General features: G+C 60.4%; 26 protein-coding genes. 14 read left to right on the top strand and 12 right to left on the bottom strand.

From position 1 onward, the window contains the following. The first annotated feature begins 157 nt into the window (after positions 1 to 157). Both alaS and ACP7E0_RS13295 read left to right on the top strand, forming a co-directional pair. On the top strand, positions 158 to 2,821 hold the full coding sequence (gene alaS / locus ACP7E0_RS13300) for an alanine--tRNA ligase (RefSeq protein WP_426125488.1): 2,664 nt from the start codon (positions 158 to 160) through the stop codon (positions 2,819 to 2,821). A gap of 165 nt (positions 2,822 to 2,986) precedes the next feature. Continuing rightward, complete coding sequence (locus tag ACP7E0_RS13295; RefSeq protein WP_426125487.1) at positions 2,987 to 3,838, top strand: AraC family transcriptional regulator; 852 nt, start codon at positions 2,987 to 2,989, stop codon at positions 3,836 to 3,838. A gap of 89 nt (positions 3,839 to 3,927) precedes the next feature. Here ACP7E0_RS13295 and ACP7E0_RS13290 read toward each other — a convergent pair whose 3' ends face one another. The 5 genes from ACP7E0_RS13290 to ACP7E0_RS13270 form a co-directional block, all read right to left on the bottom strand. After that, a complete protein-coding gene (locus ACP7E0_RS13290) occupies positions 3,928 to 4,701 on the bottom strand; it encodes an HAD-IIB family hydrolase (protein WP_426125485.1) in 774 nt (257 codons plus the stop codon). Further along, positions 4,671 to 6,014, bottom strand: coding sequence for a glycosyltransferase family 4 protein (locus ACP7E0_RS13285; protein WP_426125483.1), 1,344 nt, complete (start codon positions 6,012 to 6,014; stop codon positions 4,671 to 4,673). Before ACP7E0_RS13285 ends, ACP7E0_RS13290 begins: the two co-directional genes overlap by 31 nt. Positions 6,015 to 6,159: 145 nt before the next feature. Continuing rightward, complete coding sequence (locus ACP7E0_RS13280; protein ID WP_426125481.1) at positions 6,160 to 7,374, bottom strand: NADP-dependent isocitrate dehydrogenase; 1,215 nt, start codon at positions 7,372 to 7,374, stop codon at positions 6,160 to 6,162. A gap of 125 nt (positions 7,375 to 7,499) precedes the next feature. After that, the gene (locus ACP7E0_RS13275; RefSeq protein ID WP_426125479.1) at positions 7,500 to 7,892 is read right to left on the bottom strand and encodes a ribbon-helix-helix domain-containing protein; all 393 of its coding nucleotides are present in this window, start codon (positions 7,890 to 7,892) and stop codon (positions 7,500 to 7,502) included. A gap of 63 nt (positions 7,893 to 7,955) precedes the next feature. Continuing rightward, a complete protein-coding gene (locus ACP7E0_RS13270) occupies positions 7,956 to 8,564 on the bottom strand; it encodes a DJ-1/PfpI family protein (protein WP_426125633.1) in 609 nt (202 codons plus the stop codon). Positions 8,565 to 8,767: 203 nt separating this feature from the next. Between ACP7E0_RS13270 and ACP7E0_RS13265 the strand changes: the two genes are divergently transcribed. The 5 genes from ACP7E0_RS13265 to ACP7E0_RS13245 all read left to right on the top strand — a co-directional run bounded on the left by ACP7E0_RS13265 (position 8,768) and on the right by ACP7E0_RS13245 (position 13,187). After that, positions 8,768 to 9,295 (top strand): hypothetical protein, encoded by a 528-nt coding sequence (locus tag ACP7E0_RS13265; RefSeq protein ID WP_426125478.1) that lies wholly within the window; start codon positions 8,768 to 8,770, stop codon positions 9,293 to 9,295. An 89-nt stretch (positions 9,296 to 9,384) separates the two neighbouring features. Then, the gene (locus ACP7E0_RS13260) at positions 9,385 to 10,218 is read left to right on the top strand and encodes an RNA methyltransferase (RefSeq protein ID WP_426125476.1); all 834 of its coding nucleotides are present in this window, start codon (positions 9,385 to 9,387) and stop codon (positions 10,216 to 10,218) included. Next, positions 10,205 to 11,011, top strand: a complete 807-nt coding sequence (murI, locus tag ACP7E0_RS13255; RefSeq protein WP_426125474.1) for a glutamate racemase — start codon at positions 10,205 to 10,207, stop codon at positions 11,009 to 11,011. The genes ACP7E0_RS13260 and murI overlap by 14 nt, the downstream gene beginning before the upstream one ends. 4 nt (positions 11,012 to 11,015) lie before the next feature. Further along, positions 11,016 to 11,447, top strand: a complete 432-nt coding sequence (locus tag ACP7E0_RS13250) for a GNAT family N-acetyltransferase (protein WP_426125632.1) — start codon at positions 11,016 to 11,018, stop codon at positions 11,445 to 11,447. A gap of 225 nt (positions 11,448 to 11,672) precedes the next feature. After that, the gene (locus tag ACP7E0_RS13245; RefSeq protein WP_426125472.1) at positions 11,673 to 13,187 is read left to right on the top strand and encodes a helicase HerA domain-containing protein; all 1,515 of its coding nucleotides are present in this window, start codon (positions 11,673 to 11,675) and stop codon (positions 13,185 to 13,187) included. A gap of 23 nt (positions 13,188 to 13,210) precedes the next feature. On the opposite strand, the gene ACP7E0_RS13240 is transcribed toward ACP7E0_RS13245, so the two are convergent. Then, positions 13,211 to 13,546 carry a cupin domain-containing protein gene (locus ACP7E0_RS13240; protein ID WP_426125470.1) on the bottom strand — a complete coding sequence of 112 codons (336 nt, stop codon included), beginning with the start codon at positions 13,544 to 13,546 and terminating at the stop codon, positions 13,211 to 13,213. Positions 13,547 to 13,667: 121 nt separating this feature from the next. On the opposite strand from ACP7E0_RS13240, the gene ACP7E0_RS13235 reads away from it, so the two are divergent. The 7 genes from ACP7E0_RS13235 (at position 13,668) to ACP7E0_RS13205 (ending at position 19,499) form a co-directional block, all read left to right on the top strand. Next, positions 13,668 to 14,192 carry a MarR family winged helix-turn-helix transcriptional regulator gene (locus ACP7E0_RS13235; RefSeq protein WP_426125469.1) on the top strand — a complete coding sequence of 175 codons (525 nt, stop codon included), beginning with the start codon at positions 13,668 to 13,670 and terminating at the stop codon, positions 14,190 to 14,192. Positions 14,193 to 14,419: 227 nt separating this feature from the next. Then, a complete protein-coding gene (rpsD, locus tag ACP7E0_RS13230) occupies positions 14,420 to 15,037 on the top strand; it encodes a 30S ribosomal protein S4 (protein ID WP_113244728.1) in 618 nt (205 codons plus the stop codon). Between the two features lie 101 nt (positions 15,038 to 15,138). After that, positions 15,139 to 16,077 carry a glutaminase gene (locus tag ACP7E0_RS13225; RefSeq protein ID WP_426125468.1) on the top strand — a complete coding sequence of 313 codons (939 nt, stop codon included), beginning with the start codon at positions 15,139 to 15,141 and terminating at the stop codon, positions 16,075 to 16,077. Between the two features lie 211 nt (positions 16,078 to 16,288). After that, positions 16,289 to 17,101 (top strand): tRNA 2-thiocytidine(32) synthetase TtcA, encoded by an 813-nt coding sequence (gene ttcA / locus ACP7E0_RS13220; RefSeq protein WP_426125631.1) that lies wholly within the window; start codon positions 16,289 to 16,291, stop codon positions 17,099 to 17,101. After that, positions 17,098 to 17,922: an inositol monophosphatase family protein gene (locus tag ACP7E0_RS13215; RefSeq protein ID WP_426125467.1), complete on the top strand. Its 825-nt coding sequence runs from the start codon at positions 17,098 to 17,100 to the stop codon at positions 17,920 to 17,922. Before ttcA ends, ACP7E0_RS13215 begins: the two co-directional genes overlap by 4 nt. Before the next feature lie 239 nt (positions 17,923 to 18,161). Next, positions 18,162 to 18,752 (top strand): Crp/Fnr family transcriptional regulator, encoded by a 591-nt coding sequence (locus ACP7E0_RS13210; RefSeq protein ID WP_426125466.1) that lies wholly within the window; start codon positions 18,162 to 18,164, stop codon positions 18,750 to 18,752. 171 nt (positions 18,753 to 18,923) lie between these two features. Beyond that, positions 18,924 to 19,499: a class I SAM-dependent methyltransferase gene (locus ACP7E0_RS13205; protein ID WP_426125465.1), complete on the top strand. Its 576-nt coding sequence runs from the start codon at positions 18,924 to 18,926 to the stop codon at positions 19,497 to 19,499. Between the two features lie 93 nt (positions 19,500 to 19,592). On the opposite strand, the gene ACP7E0_RS13200 is transcribed toward ACP7E0_RS13205, so the two are convergent. The 6 genes from ACP7E0_RS13200 to purL form a co-directional block, all read right to left on the bottom strand. After that, positions 19,593 to 20,876 carry a multidrug effflux MFS transporter gene (locus tag ACP7E0_RS13200; RefSeq protein WP_426125463.1) on the bottom strand — a complete coding sequence of 428 codons (1,284 nt, stop codon included), beginning with the start codon at positions 20,874 to 20,876 and terminating at the stop codon, positions 19,593 to 19,595. A gap of 39 nt (positions 20,877 to 20,915) precedes the next feature. Then, complete coding sequence (locus ACP7E0_RS13195) at positions 20,916 to 22,151, bottom strand: multidrug effflux MFS transporter (RefSeq protein WP_426125462.1); 1,236 nt, start codon at positions 22,149 to 22,151, stop codon at positions 20,916 to 20,918. 400 nt (positions 22,152 to 22,551) lie between these two features. After that, complete coding sequence (grxD, locus tag ACP7E0_RS13190; RefSeq protein ID WP_426125461.1) at positions 22,552 to 22,887, bottom strand: Grx4 family monothiol glutaredoxin; 336 nt, start codon at positions 22,885 to 22,887, stop codon at positions 22,552 to 22,554. 139 nt (positions 22,888 to 23,026) lie between these two features. Further along, complete coding sequence (locus ACP7E0_RS13185; protein WP_426125459.1) at positions 23,027 to 23,248, bottom strand: hypothetical protein; 222 nt, start codon at positions 23,246 to 23,248, stop codon at positions 23,027 to 23,029. An 8-nt stretch (positions 23,249 to 23,256) separates the two neighbouring features. Then, positions 23,257 to 23,490: a BolA/IbaG family iron-sulfur metabolism protein gene (locus ACP7E0_RS13180; RefSeq protein WP_037095612.1), complete on the bottom strand. Its 234-nt coding sequence runs from the start codon at positions 23,488 to 23,490 to the stop codon at positions 23,257 to 23,259. 17 nt (positions 23,491 to 23,507) lie between these two features. After that, positions 23,508 to 25,742, bottom strand: coding sequence for a phosphoribosylformylglycinamidine synthase subunit PurL (purL, locus tag ACP7E0_RS13175; protein ID WP_426125458.1), 2,235 nt, complete (start codon positions 25,740 to 25,742; stop codon positions 23,508 to 23,510). Positions 25,743 to 25,954: the final 212 nt, after the last annotated feature.

The following is a 25,954-nucleotide window of genomic DNA, read 5'->3' as shown; positions in this document are numbered from 1 at the left end:
TCTGGACAGGGATTGGCCCGGACGATAAAAGCCTGTGTTCCCATGGGGCGGGAGAGGATCGGCGGATGTCCGGTGATCCGCAATTTTCAAAAGTTTCCGGTTCGCGGTTCGGCCAGGCAGGTCGCGGACGGTCCGATGCAAGAGATAAGGGCGCAATATGAGCGGCGTGAATGAAATCCGGTCGACGTTCCTCGACTACTTCAAGAAGAACGGCCATGAAGTCGTAGCGTCGAGCCCGCTGGTTCCACGCAACGACCCGACCCTGATGTTCACCAATGCCGGTATGGTGCAGTTCAAGAACGTCTTTACCGGCCTCGAGCAGCGCCCCTATTCGACGGCTGCGACCGCGCAGAAATGCGTGCGCGCCGGCGGCAAGCACAATGACCTCGACAATGTCGGTTATACCGCGCGTCACCACACCTTCTTCGAAATGCTCGGCAATTTCTCCTTCGGCGATTATTTCAAGGAGCGGGCGATCGAGCTTGCCTGGAACCTGATCACCAAGGAGTATGGCATCGACGCCAAACGCCTGCTGGTCACCGTCTATCATACGGACGACGAGGCCTTCGGCCTGTGGAAGAAGATTGCCGGTCTGACCGGCGACCGGATCATCCGTATCCCCACCAGCGACAATTTCTGGGCGATGGGCGATACCGGTCCGTGCGGTCCCTGTTCTGAAATTTTCTACGATCACGGCGATCATATCTGGGGCGGCCCACCCGGTTCCAAGGATGAAGACGGCGACCGCTTCATCGAGATCTGGAACCTCGTCTTCATGCAGTACGAGCAGGTGACGGAGGAAGAACGCGTCGACCTGCCGCGTCCGTCGATCGATACCGGCATGGGCCTCGAGCGTGTTGCGGCCCTGCTGCAGGGCAAGCATGACAATTACGAAATCGACCTTTTCCGCGCGCTGATCGCAGCTTCGGAAGAGGCGACGGGCGTCAAGGCTGAAGGCGACAGTCGCGCCAGCCACCGTGTGATCGCCGACCATCTGCGCGCGTCCGCCTTCCTGATTGCCGATGGTGTTCTGCCGTCGAAGGAAGGCCGTGGCTACGTGCTGCGCCGGATCATGCGCCGCGCCATGCGCCATGCGGAGCTGCTGGGCGCCCGTGACCCGCTGATGTGGCGGCTGTTGCCGGCGCTGATCGGCCAGATGGGCCGCGCTTATCCGGAGCTCATCCGGGCGGAATCGCTGATTTCGGAAACTTTGAAGCTGGAAGAGACCCGTTTCCGCAAGACGCTGGAGCGTGGTCTCGGCCTGCTGTCAGATGCAACGACGGATCTGGTCGAAGGTGACCAGCTGAACGGCGATACCGCCTTCAAGCTTTACGACACGTTCGGTTTTCCGCTTGACCTAACGCAGGACGCACTTCGCGCTCGCGGCATCGGTGTCGATACCGAGGCTTTCACCGCGGCCATGCAACGACAGAAGGCGGAGGCCCGCGCCTCATGGTCCGGTTCCGGCGACAAGGCAACGGAAACGATCTGGTATGAGCTGAAGGAAAAGCTCGGCGCCACCGAATTCCTCGGTTATGACACAGAGACCGCCGAGGGCGTGGTTCAGGCGATCGTTGCCGATGGCAAGGCGATCCAAACCGCGTCGAAGGGCGACACGGTGCAGCTGGTGCTCAACCAGACCCCATTCTACGGCGAGTCCGGCGGCCAGATGGGCGATACCGGCGTCATCTCGACCGATCACGCCAAGCTGACGGTGACCGACGTGCAGAAGCGCGGCGAAGGCCTGTTCGTGCACTCCTGTGTTGTGGAAGACGGAACGGTCAAGGTTGGCGACGCTGCCGCACTCACGGTCGATCACGCCCGACGCTCGCGCCTGCGTGCCAACCATTCGGCCACGCATCTGCTGCATGAAGCGCTGCGCGAAGTGCTGGGAACCCATATTGCCCAGAAGGGCTCACTGGTTGCGCCCGAACGCCTGCGTTTCGACGTCTCGCATCCCAAGCCGATGTCGGCTGAGGAGCTGAAGATCGTCGAGGACATGGCCAACGAGATCATCGTGCAGAACAGCCCGGTGACGACGCGGCTGATGAGCGTCGATGACGCGATTGCCGAGGGTGCGATGGCGCTGTTCGGCGAAAAATACGGCGATGAAGTGCGCGTCGTGTCTATGGGGCAGGGCATCCATGGCGCCAAGGCCAACCGGCCCTACTCCGTCGAACTCTGCGGCGGCACCCATGTCGGCGCCACCGGCGAGATCGGCCTTGTGCGGATCGTCGGCGAAAGCGCCGTCGGTGCGGGCGTTCGCCGTTTGGAAGCTTTGACCGGGGTGTCGGCACTTGCCTATCTCAACGAACAGGACGAGCGGGTCAAGACATTGGCAACGACGCTCAAGGTTCAACCGGCCGACGTTCTGACCCGTGTCGAAGCCTTGATGGATGAGCGCCGCAAGCTGGAGCGCGAACTGAACGAGGCGAAGAAGAAGCTGGCGCTCGGCGGCGGCGGCTCCGGTGGTTCTGCCGATCAGATCCAGGATATCGGCGGGGTCAAATTCCTCGGCAAGGTGGTTACCGGCGTCGAGCCGAAGGACCTGAAGAGTCTCGCCGATGACGGTAAGACGAGCCTCGGCTCCGGCGTCGTCACCTTCGTCGGCGTTTCCGCAGACGGCAAGGCAAGCGCCGTCGTGGCGGTGACCGACGATCTAACGTCGCGTTTCAGCGCTGTCGATCTGGTTCGCATCGCCTCCGCAGCGCTCGGCGGCAAAGGCGGCGGCGGCCGTGCCGACATGGCGCAGGCCGGTGGCCCGGATGTTACTAAGGCTGCGGAAGCGATCGATGCGGTTGCTGCGGCACTGGCCGGGTAATCCGGCCTTCGGTTCCTTGCGATGTTTGAGAAACCGGGCGGAAAGGCCCGGTTTTTCTTTGCCCAATCGTTTTTTCTCGTGCTCAAATCGTGCGCGCCAACTCCGCAGGATTTGTCAAATGCGGATGTGGTTCTGTCTGGTTGTTCGGCTTGTATGAGGATCGGCATGAAGGAAGACAGCATCTGGGCGGTTTACGAGCAGCGTCTGCGGCGCGTATCGGCCTATATTCACGATCACCTGGACGAGGAGCTCGATCTCGATCGGCTCTCGGATATTGCGTGCCTATCGCCGCATCATTGGCACCGGATCTACCGGGCCGTGCACGGCGAGACGCTGGCGGCGACCGTCAAGCGGTTGCGGCTGCACCGGGCGGCGGGTGATCTGGCGCGCACCCCTCTTTCTGTCGAGGAAATCGCAAGACGGACCGGCTATCCCAATCTCCAATCCTTCAACAGGATTTTCAAATCGGTGTTCGGCATACCACCGGCCCGCTACCGGAGAGAGGGCAGCCACACGGTCTTTCAATCGGCAAACGGCAAAGGATTTGGCGACATGTATCCTGTTACGACGATAACGATTTCCCCGCGTGAACTGGTCGGGGTCAGCCATACCGGCTCCTATATGGGCATAGGCCGGGCTTTCGAAACACTGGGCGGCACGCTACAGGCGCGCGGTCTCTACAGGCCGGAGATGAAGATGGTCGGCCTCTATCTGGACGACCCGGATCTGGTGGCGGAGGACAAGCTGCGTGCGTTTGCCTGCGTGACCGAAGGCGAGCATGTGCCGGCGGACGAGCCGCTGGTTCGACAGCATCTGGATGGCGGCGACTATGCCGTTCTGCGCCACAAGGGGCCTTACGCCGATATGCACAAGGCCTATCAGTGGCTCTATGGCACATGGCTACCGCAATCGGGCCGGGAAGTCCGCGATACCGTGATGTTCGAGGAATATGTCAACAACCCGCGAGATGCCGCGCCGACGGAGCTGTTGACCGACATTCATCTGCCGTTGAAATAGCAGTTAGCAGGACCCGGCGTTGAAATCGCGATGCCGGGTACTCTATTTCATGAGCTGGCTAATGAAATTCGGCTTGTGAGGCGTGGGGATCACTTTTCAAGGACACCCCAATGCACAAGCCCCTCAAGCACGCCATCGGCGACGGAACCCTGGGCGCTGTAAATCTCCGGCCGATCCTCAGCGATGGCCTTCAATTCCGCCAAAGCATTGGATACGACGATACCGCGCACGCCCGGCAGTTCGAACATGCTGCGGTCGTTGTTGGTATCGCCGGCCACCACGACATCGTCATGCGACAGGCCAAGCTGGCGGCAGAGCCAGGAGAGGGCGGCCCCCTTGTCGACGCCGTCGGGCAAGATGTCGAGATCTCGGTTGCTGGAATAGACCAGGCGTGCGGCAATGCCAGCGCTCGCCAGCCGTTCCTCGATGCCAGCCAGGGTTACCGCATCGGCGTCCAGCAGATACCAGCTGGATTTCTGCGCATGCTGGTAGGCGTCGGGTTGGACGGCGATGCCGGTGATACCGGCAAGAGCTTCGGCAATTCTCTCACGGTCGAAACCCGCTCCGATGGAGCTGGAATAGGCCGCGCCATGGGATGGTTCATTTTCGTGGTCGAGCATCGTGCCGACGCCGCCAATATAGACATCCGGCCTCGGTAATGCCGTCGTGGCGACAAAGGCCTTCTGATCGGCGATCAGCCGGCCGCTGTTGAGCACCAGAAGCGGCCGCTCGTCCGGGCTGAGGCTTTGCCATGCCTGACCAAATCTTGCCTCTGCATCCGTGTTTCCTGCCAGCGTCCCGTCTATGTCGCTGCAGAACAACCGGACGCGCTTCAATCTCCATCCGTCCATGGTTCCGCCCATTCGTTGTCATCCATTGCCTGCGGCATCGGCCGTCCTTCGACGACGCCGATCAGCTGCTGGGCAATGCCGGTCCAGGTAAACAGACTGCGGGCCTTATGGGCACCCATGCGCGACAGGCGGCCGTAGAGCCGCTCGTGTTTCAGCGGCTTCATCATGGTGATGCCCAGGTCGTATTTGTCGAACGGATCGGCAAACAGCGCGTGGCGGCCATAACTAACGGCGCGGAACAATCCGCCGTGAATGGTGATGATAGTCGGCGTGCCGCTGGCCATGGCCTCGATAGCGGTCATGCCGAACGGCTCGTAGCGGCTCGACAGCACGAAAATATCGGCAGCACGGTAGAAATCCGGCAGGTCGTCGTCGGCCACGAAACCGGAAAAGACGACTTTGTCCTCAAGGCCCAGCGAGGCTACGCGGCCCTTCAGTTCGGCGAGAATGCCTGCCTCCTGTGGGTCCATGTTCTCGCCGCCGACGGCCAGGTGCAGCCGCGCTTCCGGCACACGCTCAGCCAACACCGAAAAGCCGTCGATCAGGAGGTCGTAGCCCTTGTTGGTGGCCAGACGCCCCATGGCCATCACCACCTTGCCCTCGAAGCCAAAGCGCTGGCGGGCCATTTCGCGCGTTGCCCTCGATACGGGGAAGAAGCGGTTGTCGTCGTAGCCGGGCGGGATCATGTGCACCCGGTCGCGCGGCAGATTATAGTCGTTGACCAGCATTTCCAGCTGAATCGGCGTCGTGGCAATCACCATGCTGCAGGAGCGGTAGATGATCAGCTCATGCTTGATGCGTTCGGAAAAATTGAATTCCTTGTCAAACTCGGCCGCCTTGTCCGGATAATCCGTCTCCATCTGGCTCTTCTTCCATATGCCCAGCGAATGCGGCGTATGGATATGGGTAACGGCAAGCGCTTCGGACAACCGTTGTCCGGCAATACCGGCGTCCCAGTAGTGGCTGTTGATCAGCGTGTAGGTAAAATTGTTCTTGCGAATGAAGCGCACAGCGTTTTCGCACCATTCCAGCAGGTGCCTATAGAGATATTCCTTCGGAATGAAGTCATTGCCGCCGCAGGGGATGCGAATGACGCGGACGCGGTCATCGACTTCGTCGAATTCCGGCTGGTCCTCGAACCGGCGCGTGTAGATATCGACCTGATGACCGAGCAGCGCCAGCTTGCGGGCGAGTTCGATGACATAGACGACCTGACCGCCCGTGTCGGCAGCGCCAAGCGGTGGTTCGGCGGCGACATATCCATGCGTTGAAACCAGCGCGATGCGCGGAAGAAGCGGTTGGGTTCTCTCGGTAGAAACAGTCATTTAAAAAGGTTCACGATCTTTTGGGAGGTGAAGCATGCAGCGCAGCATGCAAGGGTCTCACATCGCGAACGGGCGAAGCATAAGAAGGTTCCATAAAAAAACCCGGCACGGTGGCCGGGTTATCTGTTGATGACTCCGTGTATGCTTAGGCAGCCATTGCCTTCTTCAGGTTCTCGTCGATCTTATCGAGGAAGCCGGTGGTGGAAAGCCATGGCTGGTCGGGGCCGATCAGCAGCGCCAGATCCTTGGTCATGAAGCCGCTCTCGACCGTGTCGACGCAGACCTTTTCCAGCGTGTCGGCGAACTTTGCCAGCTCAGTGTTGTTGTCGAGCTTGGCGCGGTGGGCAAGGCCACGCGTCCAGGCGAAGATCGAGGCGATCGAGTTGGTCGAGGTTTCCTCGCCCTTCTGGTGCTGGCGGTAGTGGCGCGTCACCGTGCCGTGGGCGGCTTCGGCTTCGACCGTCTGGCCATCCGGCGTCATCAGAACCGAGGTCATCAGGCCGAGCGAGCCAAAGCCCTGGGCCACGATGTCGGACTGGACGTCGCCGTCATAGTTCTTGCAAGCCCAGACGTAACCGCCGGACCACTTGAGCGCCGAAGCGACCATGTCGTCGATCAGGCGGTGTTCGTACCAGATCTTGGCTTCCTTGAATTTGTCCGCGAATTCGGCGTCGAAGACAGCCTGGAAGATATCCTTGAAGCGGCCGTCATAGACCTTGAGGATGGTGTTCTTGGTCGACAGATAGACCGGGACGCCGCGCTGCAGGCCGTAGTTCAGCGATGCGCGGGCGAAATCGGTGATCGATTCGTCGAGGTTGTACATGCCCATGGCAACGCCGGCTGCCGGCGCGTCGTAGACTTCGTGCTCGATTTCCGTACCGTCTTCGCCGACGAACTTCATCGTCAGCTTGCCCTTGCCTGGGAATTTAAAGTCGGTGGCGCGGTACTGGTCGCCGAAGGCGTGACGGCCGACGATGATCGGCTTGGTCCAGCCGGGAACAAGCCGGGGCACGTTCTTGCAGATGATCGGTTCGCGGAAGATGACGCCGCCCAGAATGTTGCGGATTGTGCCGTTCGGCGACTTCCACATCTTCTTCAGGCCGAATTCCTCGACGCGCTGTTCGTCCGGGGTGATGGTCGCGCACTTGACGCCGACGCCGTGCTTCTTGATGGCGTTGGCGCTATCGATCGTCACCTGATCGTTTGTCGCATCGCGGTTTTCCATGCCAAGGTCGTAATATTCCAGATCGATATCCAGATAGGGATGGATCAGCTTTTCCTTGATGAACTGCCAGATGATGCGGGTCATTTCATCGCCGTCGAGCTCGACGACCGGATTGGCGACCTTGATCTTTGTCATGTTGCAAACCTCTGCATGGGGTTGGATGGAGAAGGGTTTGCGCCCCTATAGCATCCAGTTCACCACAGGCAAAGACATACGCGCGCGATTCCGCCTGCGTTACCTGCCGATTGCAAAACCTCTGTTCAATGGCCCCGGACGGAGCGCGAAAAATCTGCAGCGCGCGGTTTTGCATAGCGTCTGTCCTCGCGGACAAGAATGCTGTCCGCATCGAGCGCGGCAATCGGTGTATGGCGATCAGTTGGCACGAGCCCTTCGACTTGCAGCGCCAGATAGCGGCCGCAGCAAACCCTCAGGAAGGATGTGAAATTCTCCGGCGGATGGCCTTCGCCGAGCGATTCGACATAGAGCCGGCCAATCAGACGGCCAACCGACATGCCGTCGCGGTCGCCGATATCGTCCAGAATGGACCAGAAGAAGCTTTCAAGCCTGATGCTTGTCGCTACCCCGTCGATCCGCACCGAGCGGGTGACACTTTGCCAGAGCGCCGGGTCGGCGCCGATGAATAGCCTGCACATCCGTTCCTCCCAGAACTCCAGCCTGAAGTGTTCACCCTTCGGTGCGGTTTGGCAAGGCCGCTGTCAGGCGGCTGATCTTGTCAACGGCGTGCTGTGGCGGATTTCTGTGCCGAGCACTGTCAGGAACTGGCCGATCCAGGCGGGGTGGGCGGGCCAGGCGGGTGCCGACACCAGATTGCCGTCGGTGACTGCCTGGTCCACCGGGATATCCGCATAATGTCCACCGGCAAGCTCGACGTCGAAACGGCAGGCGGGGTAGGCAGAGCAGGTGCGTCCCTTCAGCACGCCGGCCGCCGACAGCAATTGCGCACCATGGCAGATCGCCGCCACCGGTTTGCCGGCGTCGAAGAAGTGTCGAACCATGGCGATGACGTTGGCATCGAGCCGCAGATATTCCGGTGCGCGGCCGCCTGGGATAACCAGCGCGTCGTAGCTTTCGACCTTGGTATCGGCGAAGGTCGCGTTCAGGGTGAAATTGTGGCCGCGTTTTTCCGAATAGGTCTGGTCGCCCTCGAAATCATGGATGGCCGTTGCGATCTGCTGGCCGGCCGCCTTGCCGGGGCAGACCGCGTGAACCGTATGACCAACCGCGAGCAGCGCCTGGAACGGCACCATCGTCTCGTAGTCCTCGGTGAAATCGCCGCAGATCATCAGAATTTTCTTGCCGCCCATCATATCCTCCATCGGGTTGCGTCAGCAGTCAGGATGCCACGGGCGTTGCCCTGCCGGGTATTAGCCGGATACTACATTGCTGCAGGTGTGCGAGGGGCTCTGCCGCTCATTCCGGCCTCGCCTGACGCTCAGAAAATGGTTATGACCAACCGAACATGGTGTGGCGCCGGCAGACCAGCTGCGCCTTAAATTGGAGATGGTCGATGAAACGGTTGATGCTTGTCGTTCTTGCCTGCGCGGCCTTTTCGACGGCGCAGGCGGCCGACCCGGCGGCCCCCGTCAACGAGATCATGCAGGAGGCGGTCAAGGGCTGGGCGGAAGAGGCGCAATCCGGCGAGGACTATTTCTCTAAGGCGCGACTGGGCCGCATCTATAGCCAGGATTTCGCCAAGACCTACCACGAGGCGGCAAAATTCCCGGCCTATGACGAAGGCGATTCGCCCTTCGACTATGATGTGATCGTTAGCGGTCAGGACAGCTGCTCGATCAAGGACCTCTCCGTCACCGCTGGTCCGCAAACGGACGGCAAGACCGATGTGAAGGTCACCTTCGACAATACCCATTGTTTTGGCGAGCGCGCCAGCGACTGGAAACCGAGCGAGTTGCATTTCATGGTGATCGAGGAAGCCGGTAAAGCCGTCATCGACGATATTGTCCGGACGGGCGAAACAGGCTCGCTGAAAGGCGAGTTACAGGGGATCGCCAGCCAGGGTGTCACCAATCCGCAATAGGCCGTCGCGGGCTGCGGCTTTCAAAATGCGTGCATCTGTGCAAGGAAGCGCGGAAACCCAGACGCTGAAACAGAGACGAAAGCACCGGAATGGCAGGAACCAATAGCGAGCGCGTACTTCTCACCGAAGGACCGGCGATCATTCTGGTGCATCCGCAGCTTGGCGAGAACATCGGCATGGTGGCGCGCGCCATGGCCAATTTCGGTCTTTCCGAGTTGCGGCTGGTCAGCCCGCGCGATGGCTGGCCAAGCGAAAAGGCCCGCTCTGCCGCAAGCCGGGCCGATCACGTCATCGATGCGGCCAAGGTCTACGAGACGGTCCCCGAAGCGATCGCCGACCTGAATTTCGTCTATGCGACGACCGCACGTGACCGCTACGGCTACAAGCCGGTGCGCTCGCCGCTGGTGGCCGCCGAAACGTTGCGCAACCGCTTTAATCTCGGCGAGGCGACCGGCATCCTGTTTGGCCGCGAGCGCACCGGGCTCACCAACGAAGAGGTGGCGCTGGCCGACGAGATCGTCACCTTCCCGGTCAACCCGGCCTTTGCCTCACTCAATCTGGCGCAGGCGGTTCTTCTGATGTCCTACGAATGGCTGAAGACATCCATGGAATCGCGGGAGGACACGTCGTTTCAGGCACTGCCGCAGAACCCGGCGACCAAGGACCAGTTGCAGGGACTGTTTGACCATGTCGAGGAGGCGCTGGAGGCGCGCGGTTACTTCCGGCCTGTCGCCAAAAAGCCGAAATTGGTCGACAATTTGCGCGCAGTCCTGACCCGCCCCGGCTTTACCGAATCCGAAATCCGTCTGGTGCGCGGCGTCATTTCGTCGCTCGACCGTTTCACCCGCGAGGCGCCGCGCGGTACCGGAGCGCCGGAAAATTCGCGCGCGAACAAGGTTGACGACGCCGGTGACGATACCTGAGCTAAAACCCATCCTGGTTTTCGACAGCGGCATCGGCGGGCTGACCGTGCTGCGCGAAGCGCGCGTGCTGATGCCGGAGCGGCATTTTATCTACATCGCCGATGATGCCGGTTTCCCCTATGGCGGCTGGGAAGAGGAAGCGCTGAAGCAGCGCGTCATCTCGCTGTTCGCCAAGCTGCTCACCGAGCACGATCCCGAAATCTGCGTTATCGCCTGCAACACCGCCTTCACGCTGGTCGGCGCCGATCTGCGCGCGGCCTTCCCCGGGATGCGCTTCGTCGGCACGGTACCGGCGATCAAGCCTGCGGCGGAGCGGACGCGCTCCGGCCTTGTCTCGGTTCTGGCAACGCCCGGCACCGTCAAACGCGCCTATACCCGCGATCTCATCCAGTCATTTGCTACGCAATGCCATGTCCGCCTTGTCGGCTCTGAAAATCTGGCCCGCATGGCGGAAGCCTATATTCGTGGCGAGGCAATCGATGACGGCGCGGTTCTGTCCGAGATCGAGCAGTGTTTTGTCGAGAAGGATGGCAAGAAGACCGACATCGTCGTGCTGGCCTGTACGCATTATCCGTTCATGGCCAATGTCTTCCGCCGCCTGGCACCCTGGCCGGTGGACTGGCTCGACCCGGCCGAGGCGATTGCCCGGCGGGCCCGCAGCCTTGTGGCGCTGCCGGATGGTTTTGAGCCCTTGAACGGTATCGACCCGGCGATCTTCACGTCGGGGCGCCCGGACTTTACTACACGCCGACTGCTGCAAGGATTTGGGCTCACGGTGTCGCAGGCTATCTGACGTGATGCAGATCGTGCCGATAACGCCTGACTTTGATGGATTCGCGGCTTTGCGGGAGGCAAGCGTTGCCGAGGGGCAGCGCATGCTTGCCCGGTTGCAGGAAAACTGGATTTCCGGCCTCAACCGGTTCGATCGCCCAGGCGAAATCCTTGCCGGGGCGATTGTCGATGGTGTGCTTGCCGGTGTCTGCGGCCGCAATGTCGACCCGTTCGCCGGCGACGCTTCTGCTGGCCGCGTTCGGCATCTTTATGTGACATCGGCTCATCGGGGCAGAGGGATCGGTAGCCAACTGGTCCGCTTCATCGTCAGGGACGCGGCTGATTTTTTCCGCTTTTTGAACACAAGAGCACCGCCGCAAGCGTTCGAATTTTATGAACGCCTTGGGTTTTCGCCGGTTCTGGAAAACAACACAGTCACGCACAGGCTTTATTTCTGAAGATACTGCTGTCTTAGCTGTGGGTTTTGCTGCGACTGGCGCGCCACACAGGCGGTTTGATGGTAGGGGTCAACGCTTGCGGGTTCGTGGCGGCGCATCCGCATTACAGCGCCGCGCATCAAATATGACGCGCAAAGGTCGCTGTAACACTTTAGGTCTGCTGCATAACTCCTTAAATCGATTCGATTTAAGGAGTTATGCAGCAGCATTTTGAACGAGGTGGATATGAAAGTCGGCATCGACATGGGGACGGCGTCCGATGGCGCGTCCGTTCCGCTCGATATCGAGGAGCTTCTGGCGACGCGTCTTTTGGTACAGGGCAATTCCGGCTCGGGAAAATCGCACCTTCTGCGCCGTCTGCTGGAACAGTCCGCCCCGTGGGTGCAGCAGTGCATCATCGATCCGGAAGGCGATTTCGTCACGCTGGCCGACAAGTTTGGCCATGTGGTGATCGAGGGCGAGCGCACGGAAGCCGAACTGATCGGCATCGCCAGCCGTATCCGTCAGCACCGGGTCTCCTGCGTGCTTTCGCTGGAGGGACTGGATATCGAGCAGCAGATGCGCAGCGCCGGTATCTTCCTCAATGCCATGTTCGATGCTGATCGCGACTACTGGTATCCGGTGCTGGTGGTTGTCGATGAAGCGCAGATGTTTGCGCCGTCGGTTGCCGGTGATGTCTCGGAAGAAGCGCGAAAAATCTCGCTCGGGGCCATGACCAACCTGATGTGCCGTGGCCGTAAACGCGGCCTGGCCGGTGTTATCGCCACGCAACGCCTGGCCAAACTTGCCAAGAACGTTGCCGCCGAAGCCTCCAACTTCCTGATGGGCCGCACCTTCCTCGATATCGACATGGCGCGCGCCGCCGATCTGCTCGGCATGGACCGCCGCACCGCCGAAATGTTCCGTGACCTGAAGCGCGGATCATTCGTGGCGCTCGGTCCGGCTCTGTCGCGGCGTCCGCTGCCGGTGACCATCGGCAACGTCGAAACCTCGGCCCGCTCCACCAGCCCGAAGCTGACGCCGCTGCCCGAAGCGGTCGCCGATGTCGAAGATCTGATCTTTACGCCGGACCCGGACGAACTGATCCGGCCGATCATGCGCCGTCCCAGCGCCCAGCCGCGCCCGGCCACCGATATCCTGGCCGAGCTTTCGCGGCCGCGCCCGGAACCGATCGGGCTTGCGGAGCCGAAGGCGCCGGTGCCGGAAATGCCGGTTCAGGAGCGTGAAGCGCTGCTTGACGGACTGTTGGCTGAGATTCTCGAACATCCCGATGCGGCGTTCCGCGCCGATGCCGAACTGTTTCAGGATTTTCTCGTCCGCTGCCGCATCCGCCGCGTGCCCGGCGCACCGCTGTCGCTGAGCGCTTTCCGCCGCAAGATGGCCGTTGCCCGATCCGGCGTCGATGCAGAGACGGCTGCGACCGAAATCTGGGCGTCTGCGCTCAGCCTGTCGCGCAATGTCACGGACGATCTGCAGGGCGTGTTCCTGCTTGTGGCGCAGTCCGCCGTTCGCAATCTGCCATGCCCGTCGGATGCGATGATCGCGCGGGCCTATGGCACGCATTCCGCCCGCCGCGCCCGCCGTCTGCTCGGTTATTTCGAAGAGCAGGGCCTGATCGTGGTTCACAGCGATCTTTCAGGCAAACGGATCGTGGCGTTTCCGGATTTGCAGGTGGAGACGGCACCCGGTGCCGCCGATGCTGTTTATGATGATGCGGGTAGCCGGAACGCTGCGGAATAAGGCCGTCAACAATCGCGGGATTGTCAGACCCAGGTCTGGATGACGCGTTCGGATGCGTGAATGCAGGTGAGCTCGAGCCTGTCGGGTCCCGTATTGACGAAACGGTGCGGTGTTTCGGCATTGACCACAATGATATCGCCCACTTTAGCATCGAGCGTTTCAAGCCCGACGGTGAACTGCGCGTGGCCGGATCGGACGATCCAGGTTTCACTATAGGGATGCGTGTGCAGCGCCGGTCCCTGGCCGGTTTCGTTGTCGACCAGGAAAATCGAAATTGGCGTGTCGTACTCTGCGCCCTCGAACAGGACTGTCCTGTTCGACCGCTGATCCTGCTCGGTGCGGGGAATGACATGGAACATGCTGGCCTCCGTTTTGCGGTCTGGTGAATTAGAACAAAGGACTATATATCTCGACAGGAAGATATTATACGAAACTGTCTTCTCGTCAAGATAGTTTGGATTTCTGAAAGGCGCACCGGTGATGGAAGACAAGGAAAATACCGATCACGTGGACCGTCTGCGCGGGCAGTGGCAAAGGGAGTTGCCTGATCTCGACACCCAACCCATGGCCATTCTGGGTCGCGCCTACCGGCTGGCCAATCTGGTGCGTCCGTCGATCGAGGCGACCTTTGCGTCCTTCGGTCTCGATCGGGGCGAGTTCGATGTCATATCGACGCTGAGGCGGTCAGGACCGCCATACAGGCTGACGCCGACGGAGCTTTATACGTCGCTGATGATCTCGTCCGGCGGGCTGACGCATCGGCTGGACAGGCTGAAGACATCGGGGCTGATCCTGCGCGAGCGTTCGCAGGCCGACGGACGCAGTATGGTCGTCGGCCTGACGGAGGAGGGCATACGGCTTGCCGAGGCGGCGTTTCGCGTTGATATGGCCAGCGAGGCATCCTTCGTGGCGGATTTGAGCGCTGAGGAGCGAACGGACTTGGCGGCCTTGTTGCGCAAGTTGCTGGTCTCGGTGGAGCGGCGGACGGAGGGCGATACGCGTTAAATCTCGTGCGCGGAAACGCAAATTCGTTTGACAACAAGGGGTGAAGTGACTAAAGCCGCCACAACGCCGGGCCGAAATGCCCGGTGTTTTATTTGACATGTCCCGTGGATTCTCCGTTAGCGTAATGTGAGAAACCTGTCAGAGCTTTCAAAAGAAGTTCAGAGGAGGGCGTGTTTCCTTGATCCGGTTTGGCAACAGACCGGTGTAACCTGTTGAAGGGAAATACGATGAGCAAGCGCGAATCGTCTAAGTACAAAATTGACCGCCGTATGGGCGAGAACATTTGGGGCCGTCCGAAGTCCCCGGTGAACCGTCGCGAATACGGTCCTGGCCAGCACGGCCAGCGCCGCAAGTCCAAGCTTTCCGACTTCGGCGTGCAGCTGCGCGCCAAGCAGAAGCTCAAGGGCTATTACGGCGACATCCGCGAAAAGCAGTTCCGTGCGATCTTCGCCGAAGCTGACCGCCGCAAGGGTGACACGTCTGAAAACCTGATCGGCCTGCTCGAATCGCGCCTCGACGCGATCGTGTACCGCGCCAAGTTCGTTCCGACGGTCTTTGCTGCCCGTCAGTTCGTCAACCATGGCCACGTCAAGGTCAACGGCGTTCGCGTCAACATCGGTTCGTACCGCTGCAAGGCTGGCGACGTGATCGAAGTTCGCGAAAAATCCAAGCAGCTCGTTTCGGTTCTCGAAGCCGTTTCGCTCGCTGAACGCGACGTTCCGGATTACGTCGAAGTCGATCACAACAAGATGGTTGCGACTTTCGCCCGTATTCCTGCCCTGGCCGACGTTCCTTACCCGGTCATCATGGAACCAAACCTCGTCGTCGAATTCTATTCGCGATAATTTCTTAGAGGCCCGACCTTGTGAAATTCGGAAAAGCCACTCAGAGATGGGTGGCTTTTTTGTTGCCCAATCTCCACCAAATCTCATGCGGAGAATGACCGATGCCCGGCCCGTTGGACCTGCAGTCGATTGTCGATGATATCCACCGCGAGCTTGCGCCACGGCTCGGCGAGGGCAAGGTGGCCGACTATATCCCGCAGCTCGCCCGCGTCGATCCGAAGCGTTTCGGCATGGCGATCGTCACCGTCGACGGCGATGTGCTTATGGCCGGCGATGCTGAGGTGCCATTCTCGATCCAGAGCATTTCCAAGGTTTTCACGCTGACGCTGGCGCTCGGCAAGCACGGCGAAAACATCTGGAAGCGTGTCGGCCGCGAACCCTCCGGGTCTGCTTTCAACTCGATCGTCCAGCTTGAGCACGAACACGGAATCCCGCGCAATCCGTTCATCAATGCCGGGGCGATCGCCATTACCGATCTGGTGCTGGCCGGTCATACGCCGAAGGAAGCGATCGGTGAAGTGGTCCGGTTCGTGCGTTATCTGGCCGACGAGGACGATATCCTCATCGACGCCGACGTGGCGCGTTCCGAGGAGGCGACCGGCTACCGGAATTTCGCGCTGGCCAATTTCATGCGCTCCTTCGGCAAGCTCGATCACCCCGTCGAGCATGTGCTCGGCGTCTATTTCCATCAATGTGCGCTAGCGATGAGCTGCGTCCAGCTGGCCAAGGCCGGGCTGTTTCTGGCTGCGTCCGGCACCAATCCGCTGACCAAACATTCCGTCGTCTCGAAACAACGGGCGCGGCGTATCAACGCTTTGATGCTGACCTGCGGCCATTATGACGGTTCTGGGGATTTCGCCTATCGCGTCGGCCTGCCGGGCAAGAGCGGCGTCGGCGGCGGCATCCTCTGTGTCGCGCCGGGCAAGGCGTCCGTTGCCGTCTGGTCGCCGGGGCTCAATCACAACGGCAATTCGCTGCTCGGTTCGCTGGCGCTTGAAATGCTGGCCAGCCGCACCGGATGGTCCGTGTTCGGCGCTTAAGCAGCCGTTACGGAAGTTTCACACCGGATCCTGTGCATTTTCCTTGATCTTGCTGCTTTAGACAGGCAAGTGCAGGGCATCGTTTTCGCGCGCTGTTTTTTCGTCTGTGCGCCCTTTCATCCGGGACTTTGTCATGGATATTGCCATTCAGCCGCCGACTGTTGACCTCGAAGATTTTCCACCCAGCACCGACATCGCTGGCGACGATGTGATGCATCCGATCTTTGCAAAGATGCCGGCCTCCGTCTCGTTCAACAAGCTGCGCAAACGGTTGCTGCGGCAGGTGCGCCAGGCGATCGAGGATTTCGGCATGCTGAAAGGCCAGAAGCGCTGGCTGATCGGCGTTTCCGGCGGCAAGGACAGTTATAGCCTGCTGGCACTGTTGATGGATCTGCAATGGCGCGGCCTGCTGCCAGTCGAACTCGTCGCCTGCAATCTCGATCAGGGCCAGCCGAATTTCCCCAAGCATGTCCTGCCGGAATATCTCACATCGATCGGCGTCAAGCACCGGATCGAATATCGCGATACCTATTCGATCGTGAAGGAAAAGGTACCGGCCGGCGGTACTTATTGCGCGCTTTGTTCGCGCCTGCGCCGTGGCAATCTCTACCGGATCGCCCGCGAGGAAGGTTGCGATGCGCTGGTGCTCGGTCATCACCGCGAGGATATCCTCGAAACCTTCTTCATGAACTTCTTCCATGGCGGCAGGTTGGCAACCATGCCGGCCAAGCTCTTGAATGACGAAGGCGATCTGATGGTCATGCGGCCGCTTGCCTATGCCGCCGAAGACGATCTCGCCAAATTTGCGGCTGCCATGGAGTTTCCGATCATACCCTGCGACCTCTGCGGCACGCAGGATGGACTGGAGCGCAATGCGATGAAGGCGATGCTGTCGGACATCGAGCGCCGCATGCCCGGCCGCAAGGACACGATGCTGCGGGCACTCGGCCACGTCAATCCGTCGCATCTGCTCGACCCAATGCTGTTCGATTTCCAATCTCTCTTCGCGGAGCCCAAAGCATGACGTCTGCCATCGATATCGCTGCCATCGCCAATATCCTGCAGGAAGCCGCCTTCAAGGAAATCCTGCCAAAATTCCGCAATCTCGGCGCGGGCGACGTGCGGATGAAGTCGGAGGCGATCGATCTGGTAACGGAGGCGGATGAAGCCGCCGAACGGCTGATCAAGGCGCGGATAGCGGAACTTGCACCCGATGCACTGTTCATCGGCGAGGAATCTGTCGCCGCCAACCCGGCGCTGCTCGCCAGCCTGGCCGGTGCCGATCTCGCCGTCGTCGTCGATCCGATCGACGGCACGTTCAACTATGCGGCGGGCCTGCCGCTATTCGGCGTCATGGCCGCCGTCGTCTCCAAGGGCGAGACGGTCGCCGGCCTCATCTACGATCCGATGGGCAATGACTGGGTGATTGCCGAAAAGGGTTCCGGCGCCTGGCTGTGCAAGGCTGATGGTTCGCAGGAGCAGCTTTTGACGGTTCCGTCCGTGCCGCTGGAAAGCCTGGTCGGCTGCGCTTCGACCGGCTTCTATTCGCCTGAGAACCGCCGCATCGTCATGGGCAATATGGCCAAGGTCCGCATCGCCACCAGCTACCGCTGCGCGGCACACGAATATCGCGGCTTTGCCGGCGGCCACTTTCATTTCCTGATGTACCAGAAGCTGATGCCCTGGGATCACCTTGCCGGTACGCTGATTGCGCAGGAAGCCGGCGCCTACGCCGCCCGATTCGATGGTTCGCCGTACCTGCCGCATCACGTAGATGGCGGCCTGCTTCTGGCTTCCGACAAGGACTGCTGGGAGATGCTGCGCCGTGAGGTGTTTACCGTTTAGGCTGCGACTGGAGAAGCGCGAAACCTCGGTGGCGGCCGGCGGGCAAGATACTTTCTGCTCATAGCTTGCGGATGATTGCGGCGGCCAGCGGCGGTGCGATGAACTGCCGCAACAGCAAAAGCTTTGCCGTCCGATTGCCGAACTTGCCCCAGTGACGACATACCGTGCCATGCTACAATTCCCGTGCTCGAGATATGAATATGCAGCAGGGGACGGGGATGGTATTAACTGGGGTTAACATGCCGGGTCGAGCGGCGATTTCGCTATTCGAACGTATTGCCGGTCAGCCGCTGGCGCAGGCGGAGCGTTTGACCGATACGGTCCAGCTTTGCCTGGTGAAGCCCGGCGAGACTATTTTCGCCCAGGATGATCTGCACCCCTATCTCTATGTTGTCGAGAGCGGCCTCTTGAAATTCACCTATCTGCGATCGGACGGCGAGGAATGGATCAAGTCGTTTATTGTCGAAGGGCAGTTCTTCGCCAGCCTCTCTGCGCTTGCGCCGGCCGGCCGGGCGAGCTTCTCGGCAATCGCGATCGAGGCCTGCCGGCTGGAGAGAGTTCCATTCGTGACGCTCAGAGACCTCGCAGATGCCGATCTTGGATGGTCGAGAATGATCCGGAATGCTCTAATGATCTATGGCGAACGCAAGGAGCGCCGCGAGCGCCAGTTCCTGACGCTTGACCGCGAAGAGCACTTTCGCTCGCTGGTCCGCGAGGAGCCAAATGTGGTTACGCGTGTGCCGCAGAAGGATCTGGCGAGTTATCTCGGCATCACCCCAGTGGGCCTCAGCCGCATTGCCGCTCGCGTCCGGTCAGAGGCCGGTTACTAGAGCAATTCGAGCAAAGGTGCACAGCAATTTTGCGCCCCGAATTGCATTAGAACAATCAGATAGAGCGTTTTCGATTCGAAGAAAAACAGAAATGCTCCCGGCTTAACCCGGGTTAATGCGCTGGGATCGGTCATGGGCGATACCGTTTTATTCAAAACGGGAGCCCTGACCTTGACCAATAGCAATACCGCATCGGACACGCTGCTGTTCTTCCGCTCATGGCTGACAAGCCCGCTGGAGGTCGCGTCGATTGCGCCATCGGGGAAAAGACTGGCCGCTGCAATGACCGCCGAAGTGGGACCATCTCCCGGTGATGTCCTTGAACTTGGACCGGGCACTGGCATCTTCACGCGCAGGCTTCTGCAGGATGGCGTTGACGAGGAAAGGCTGATCCTGGTGGAGCGCAATCCCGCCTTCGCCATGCTGCTGCGCCAGCGGTTTCCCAAGGCGACCTTGATCGAAGGGGATGCGCAGCATTTGCTCCTGCCGGCGGCAGGCAAGGTTGGAGCTGCGATCAGCGGCCTGCCATTGCTGTCCATGCCGAAACCGATTGTGCGGGACATTCTTGCTGCCGTCTTTCGGCATCTGGCCGATGACGCTTGCCTGTTCCAGTTTACCTACGGGCCGCGCTGCCCTGTCCCGGCGCCTATTCTTGCCGCGCTTGAGCTTGAAGCGTCCTTCCGGCGCTGGGTGCCGTTCAATCTTCCGCCCGCCAGCGTTTATCGCATCCGGCGCCGGAGGATTTGAGGCCGAAAACACGGTCCTGTCGCTGCCGCAAGAGCAAAAAAAGCTCCGCCGGTTCCCCGGCGAAGCTTCTTGTTTGTGCCTACGCTTGCGCGGTTACATATGTCCGCCAGCGCCTTCGAGCGTGGCATGGTCGTCACCCGGATGGGTGAAGAGCTTGCCTTTTTCTGCCCAGAGTACGGCGAGGATGGTCACCACGCCAAACGCGGTAAAGCCGGCGAACAGCGGCTGGACTGTGCCGTTGAACAGTTGGCCGATAGTGCCGCCGATCAGCGCGCCGCCGGTGGTGGAAACAAAGCCGGTGATGGCGGTGGCAGTGCCTGCCAGGTGCCCCATCGGTTCCAGGCTGATCGCGGTGAAGTTGGTGGCGATCACCGCGAACATCATCAAAAGCACGGAAAACAGCAGGTAGGCGACGAGGAAGTCCGGGCGGCCACCAAGCGATAGCAACAGCCCTGCGCCTGAAAGCAGCGTGAACAGGATCATCGCCACATGCGAAATGCGCCGCATGCCGAAACTGCGGACGAAATAGCCATTGGCGAAATTGGCAACCGCGATACCGCCGGCCGTGCCGGCAAAGGCGATCGGCAACCAATCGCCAAGGCCATAGACCTCACCGAAGATCTGCTGGACGGTGACGATATAGGCGCAGATGACGGCGGTGAACAACGTCAGACCGATCATGTAGCCGCAGGTGACGCGGTTGGTCAGCACTGTGCGGAAGCCGGAAGTGACGGAGGCGACCGACAGTGGCAGGCGCTCGCTTGCCGGCAGTGATTCCCTCAGGCGCATGCCGGCCCAGATGAACAGGATGGCGCCGACGCAGCCGAGCAGGATGAAGATCCAGTGCCAGTTGGCGTAGTAGATGACCGCCTGGCCGAGCGATGGCGCGACGATCGGCACGATCATGAAGACGATCATCACATAGGACATCACCCGAGCCATTTCACGGCCACCGAAGCAGTCGCGCACGATTGCCATCGTGGTGATGCGAACGGCTGCGGCGCCGATGCCCTGCACGAAACGCAAGAGAAGCAGCATTTCAAAGCTTTGGGTCAAGGCTGCGCCGAACATCGTCAGCGTGAAGAAGACAAGGCCGGCGAGCAGGATGTTGCGGCGTCCGAATGTATCGGAGAGGCTGCCGAAGACGATTTGCGAGCAGCCGAACCCGAGGAAGAAGATGCCGATGACCAGCTGCGTGTCATTGGTATTGGCAACATTCAACGACTGGCCGATGGCCGGCAGGGCCGGCAGCATGATGTCGATGGCGATGGCGACGCTCGCGGTCATCAGGGCGATGGTGATGATGAACTCGAAAAATCCGAGGCCTATTCGGGATGAGCCGATATTTTCGACGTGTTCAGTGGTGGTGGCGGACATGAAGAAACCTATGAATGTCTTGGGAGGAGACAGGGAAATTTAAACTGCGGGATTGTGCGGGCTGAAAAGCTTGCCTTTTTCGGCGGTGAGAACAAAAGCGAGCCCGATGATGGAAACGGTCAGGAAGCCGATGGCGAGTGGCGTGATGGTGCCGTTGAACTCCTGGCCGATCAGCGCGCCGATGGTCGCGCCACCGATCGTCTGGGTGAAGCCCAGAACCGAGGAGGCCGTTCCGGCAACGTGACCGAGGGGCTCCATGGCCATGGCGTTAAAATTCGAGCCGATCAGCCCGAACTGGAACATGGCGCAGGCATAGAGCAGGGCGAACAGCCAGAAGGGAAGCAGGCCGGAGACCGACGCTGCGACCCAGATCAGGCTGGTCAAGACGAAACCGATCAGCGCCCCATGCGACAGGCGGCGCATGCCATAGCGCTTGACCAGCCGCGAATTGGTGAAGGAGGCGAGCGCCATCATGCTGGCAAAGCCGGCGAAGACCAGCGGAAACCAGGTTCCCAGCCCATAGATTCCGACGAGGATCTGCTGTGCCGAATTGATGAAGCCAAACAGCGATCCGAACAGAAACGCAGCCGCCAGCGAGTAACAGAGCGAGACGCGGTTCGTCAGGACGATGCGGAAGCCGGCCAGGATGGACGTGACCGTGAACGGCCGGCGGTGCTCGACCGACAGCGTTTCAGGCAGGCGCAGCATCACCACTGTCGCGACGGAGATCGCAAACAGGCAGATGACCACGAAGATCATGTGCCATTCGGCAAAGATCATGATCAGCTGGCCGACGCTGGGCGCAATGACCGGCACGATCATGAAGACCATCAGCACCAGCGACATGACTTCCGCCATCATCCGGCCACCATAGACATCGCGGACGATCGAGACGGTGATGACGCGGGTGGCGGCTGCGCCGATGCCCTGAATGAAGCGCAGCGCCAGCAATCCGGTAAACGAGGGAACAAAGACGATGGCAAGGGCGCAAAGCGCATAGAGACCAAGGCCGCCGAGAAGGGGCAGCTTGCGGCCGAATCGATCCGACAGCGGGCCGAAGACCAGCTGCGCACAGCCCATGCCGATGAGATAGGCGGTGATGACATATTGGCGGGTGTTTTCATCGACGACACCAAGGCTTGCGCCAATTTCCTGAAGACCTGGCAGCATGATGTCGATCGAAATCGCGTTGATCGCCATCAGCATGGCCATCAGGGCAATGAATTGTGGTTTTGACAGAGCCGGTAGGCCCGGCGCTTCGGACGTTGTGGTCATAGGGATGTTCCTGGCGATTGTGCCGGGCGCCTGAAACTGGAAACGGAAACGTTTCCGGCGCAGATGAAGATGCTGGAGCCAGCATAGACGATCGAACCAAAAGCGCGGCTCCGAAGCGCTTTCAAAACGGCAACCGGGCTCGCCGGTCTGGAAGCAATTCCGGCAAAACGACGCCAGCAATTACCAATATATGTGGGAGGTCAGATCGGCCTCATTGACTGCGCGCCGGCCATCGGCACCGCGTGTGCATACTCCCAGTATCGCGACCGGCTTGTGACAGCGGATCACTTTGGTTTCAGCTAAAAAAGGGCGTGCAACATTAGCTTTTCGTCGCAATCTTACGGAATCAAAAAAGGCGGTGACCCGCCTTTTTCAGGTGTCACTGTGGCTCAATCAGGTTTCAGGCTGCGCCCTTGACCGCGATGCCGTGTTCTTCGAAATGCGACTGAAGTTCGCCAGCCTGGAACATCTCACGCACGATGTCGCAGCCGCCGATGAATTCGCCCTTGATGTAGAGCTGCGGAATGGTCGGCCAGCTGGAATAGTCCTTGATGCCCTGGCGAAGGTCGGCGTCGGCGAGCACATTAATACCCTTGTAATCGACGCCGATGTAATCGAGCATCTGCACGACCTGGCCGGAGAACCCACACTGTGGGGACTGGGGGGTGCCCTTCATGAAAAGAACGACATCGTTGCTCTTCACTTCATTGGCGATGAAATCGTTGATACCGCTCATGGCGTAGTCCTTCCTCATCCCGCTTCAAGGGCCGGGGTGTGTCGATGTCTGTTAGATAACATGCACGCGGGTGATTTTCACCACCTGAATACAACAAAAATTGATGACTTGCACGACTGCAACAGTGAACGGCGCAGTCCTAGCGTATCCTGCCGCGGGATGCAGCTGTCTTGCGGCGGCTCACCTGCTTCTTTGCCGGTTTCGCCTTAGCCGCCGGCGCCTTCTTGAACCGGCCCGTGCTTGCCGAGCGGGTCTGCCGCTTTTGCCGTTTTGTTGTCGTGGTGCCGCCAGCTTTCTTCAGGATTTCCTTCAGAACGCTCTCGACCACGCCGCTGACCAGCTCTTTCATCAGGTTGGCCATCGGGCGTGCTACTCCGGCGCAGATGTCTGAAGGGCGAGTGCGTGCAACACGCCACCCATGTTGCCCTTCAGCGCATTGTAGACCATCTGGTGCTGCTGTACCCGGCTCTTGCCGCGGAAGGCTTCCGCGACAACTTCGGCTGCGTAATGATCGCCATCACCGGCGAGATCCCGGATTGTCACCTTTGCGCCGGGAATGCCCGACTTGATCATGTCTTCAATATCGCCAGGTGCCATCGGCATGGTCTGTACTCCCTGAATTACTCGGCGGCGATCTGTGTTTCGCCGTCCATGAAGTCAGGGAACCATGATTCATGTGCCGAGCGCAATTGCAGAATTGCAAGCGGCCTGGCCGAACCGAGCACAACTTCCGTGCCACCGGTGCTGCCGATGACGGGGGCTGCCACGCCGGCAGCCTTTGCCCGCTCTGCAACCACCGCTGCGTGTTCCGGCTTGACGGTCACGACATACCGTCCCTGGTCTTCGCCGAAGAAGACTTCGATCGCATCGCGGTCTGTAACGGCCGATACCTTGGCGCCGATCCCCGATGCCATTGCCATTTCGGCAACCGAGAGCGCCAGTCCGCCGGACGAGCAATCATGCACCGCCGTCGTGAGGCCGTCGGTGATCAGGCTACGGACGAAGTCGCCGGTCTTGCGCTCATGGGCGAGATCCACATGCGGGGCAGGGCCATCTGTGCGGCCATGAATGTCGCGCAGATAGACCGACTGGCCGAGATGCGTTCCAAGGCCTTCGGGTGCACCGACCAGCAAAATCGTTTCGTCTTCGGCGGCAAAGCGGATACGGGCCATCTGCGACCAGTCAGCCATGAGGCCGACGCCGCCGATGGTCGGGGTCGGCAGGATGCCCTGGCCGTTGGTCTCGTTGTAGAGCGAGACGTTGCCGGAGACGATCGGGAAATCCAGCGCGCGGCAGGCTTCGCCGATGCCCTTGATGGCATGAACGAGCTGGCTCATGATTTCCGGGCGTTCCGGATTGCCGAAGTTGAGATTGTCGGTGGCGGCCAGCGGCAGGGCGCCGGTTGCCGTGATGTTGCGCCAGCATTCGGCCACGGCCTGCTTGCCGCCTTCGAAAGCATCGGCCTCGACATAACGCGGGGTGACGTCCGAGGAGAAGGCCAGCGCCTTGGTCGGGTGGCCTTCGACGCGGACCACACCGGCATCGCCGCCGGGAAGCTGCAGCGAATTGCCCTGGATCAGCGTGTCGTATTGCTCATAGACCCAACGGCGGGAGGAATTGTTGGCGGAACCGACCAGCGACAGAACCGCATCGGCGATGTCTGCCTGCGGAATGTCGCCGGCTGCGAGCGGTGCCGCGACCTTCGCCGGTGTCCACGGACGGTCGTATTCCGGGGCTTCGTCGCCCAATTCCTTGATCGGCAGGTTGGCGACTTCCTCGCCCTGGTGGAGAACGCGGAACCGCAGGTCGTCGGTGGTCTTGCCGACAATGGCGAAATCGAGACCCCATTTGACGAAGATCGCCTTGGCGACCTCTTCCTTGGCAGGCTCAAGGACCATGAGCATACGCTCCTGGCTTTCCGACAGCATCATTTCATAGGCGGTCATGCGCTCTTCGCGCACCGGAACCTTGTCCAACTCAAGTTCGATGCCGAGGCCACCCTTGGCGCCCATTTCGACGGCCGAGCAGGTAAGGCCGGCAGCACCCATGTCCTGGATGGCGATGACGGCACCGGTCTTCATCAGCTCGAGGCAGGCTTCGAGCAGGCACTTTTCGGTGAAGGGGTCGCCGACCTGGACGGTCGGGCGCTTTTCCTCGATCGATTCGTCGAATTCGGCCGACGCCATGGTGGCACCGCCGACACCGTCACGGCCGGTCTTGGCGCCGAGATAGACGACCGGCAGGCCGACGCCCTTGGCTTCCGACAGGAAGATCGCATCAGACTTGGCAAGGCCGGCAGCAAAAGCGTTGACGAGGATGTTACCGTTATAGCGGGCGTCGAACTCAACCTCGCCGCCAACCGTCGGTACGCCGAAGGAATTGCCATAGCCGCCGACACCGGCAACAACGCCGGAGACGAGGTGGCGGGTCTTTGGATGATCCGGTGAACCGAAACGCAGCGCGTTCATTGCCGCGATCGGACGCGCACCCATGGTGAACACGTCGCGCAGGATACCGCCAACGCCGGTCGCCGCGCCCTGATAGGGCTCGATATAGGACGGATGGTTGTGGCTCTCCATCTTGAAGACGACGACATCGCCATCATCGATATCGACGACACCGGCATTTTCGCCCGGACCCTGGATAACGCGCGGACCGGTGGTCGGCAGCGTGCGCAGCCATTTCTTCGAGGACTTGTAGGAGCAGTGCTCGTTCCACATCGCCGAAAAGATGCCGAGTTCCGTGAAGGTTGGCTCGCGGCCAATCAGACCGAGAATACGCTGATACTCATCCGGCTTCAGGCCATGCGAGGCAATCAACTCGGGGGTGATGGGGCGGGTATTGGAAATGGTCATCGTGTGCCGTCAAATCCATTTGGGAGAGCGTTGCGGTCTCTTTACCGCAAGCTGGAGGCGGGTGCGACAGGAAAATCACGGGAATCACATGCTACAGCTTAACTCTTGACAGGTGAGCAGCGTTCTTTTTACCTTGGTTAAGGTTCCCTGCGACCTGCCGCTCGCGTCCAATCGGACATGGTGAATGCAGGGATTTTACGATCGAACCCTGT

This window comes from Pararhizobium sp. PWRC1-1, from assembly GCF_049897905.1.
GTDB lineage: Bacteria > Pseudomonadota > Alphaproteobacteria > Rhizobiales > Rhizobiaceae > Pararhizobium.
This window is presented reverse-complemented; position numbering and strand designations above follow the sequence as displayed.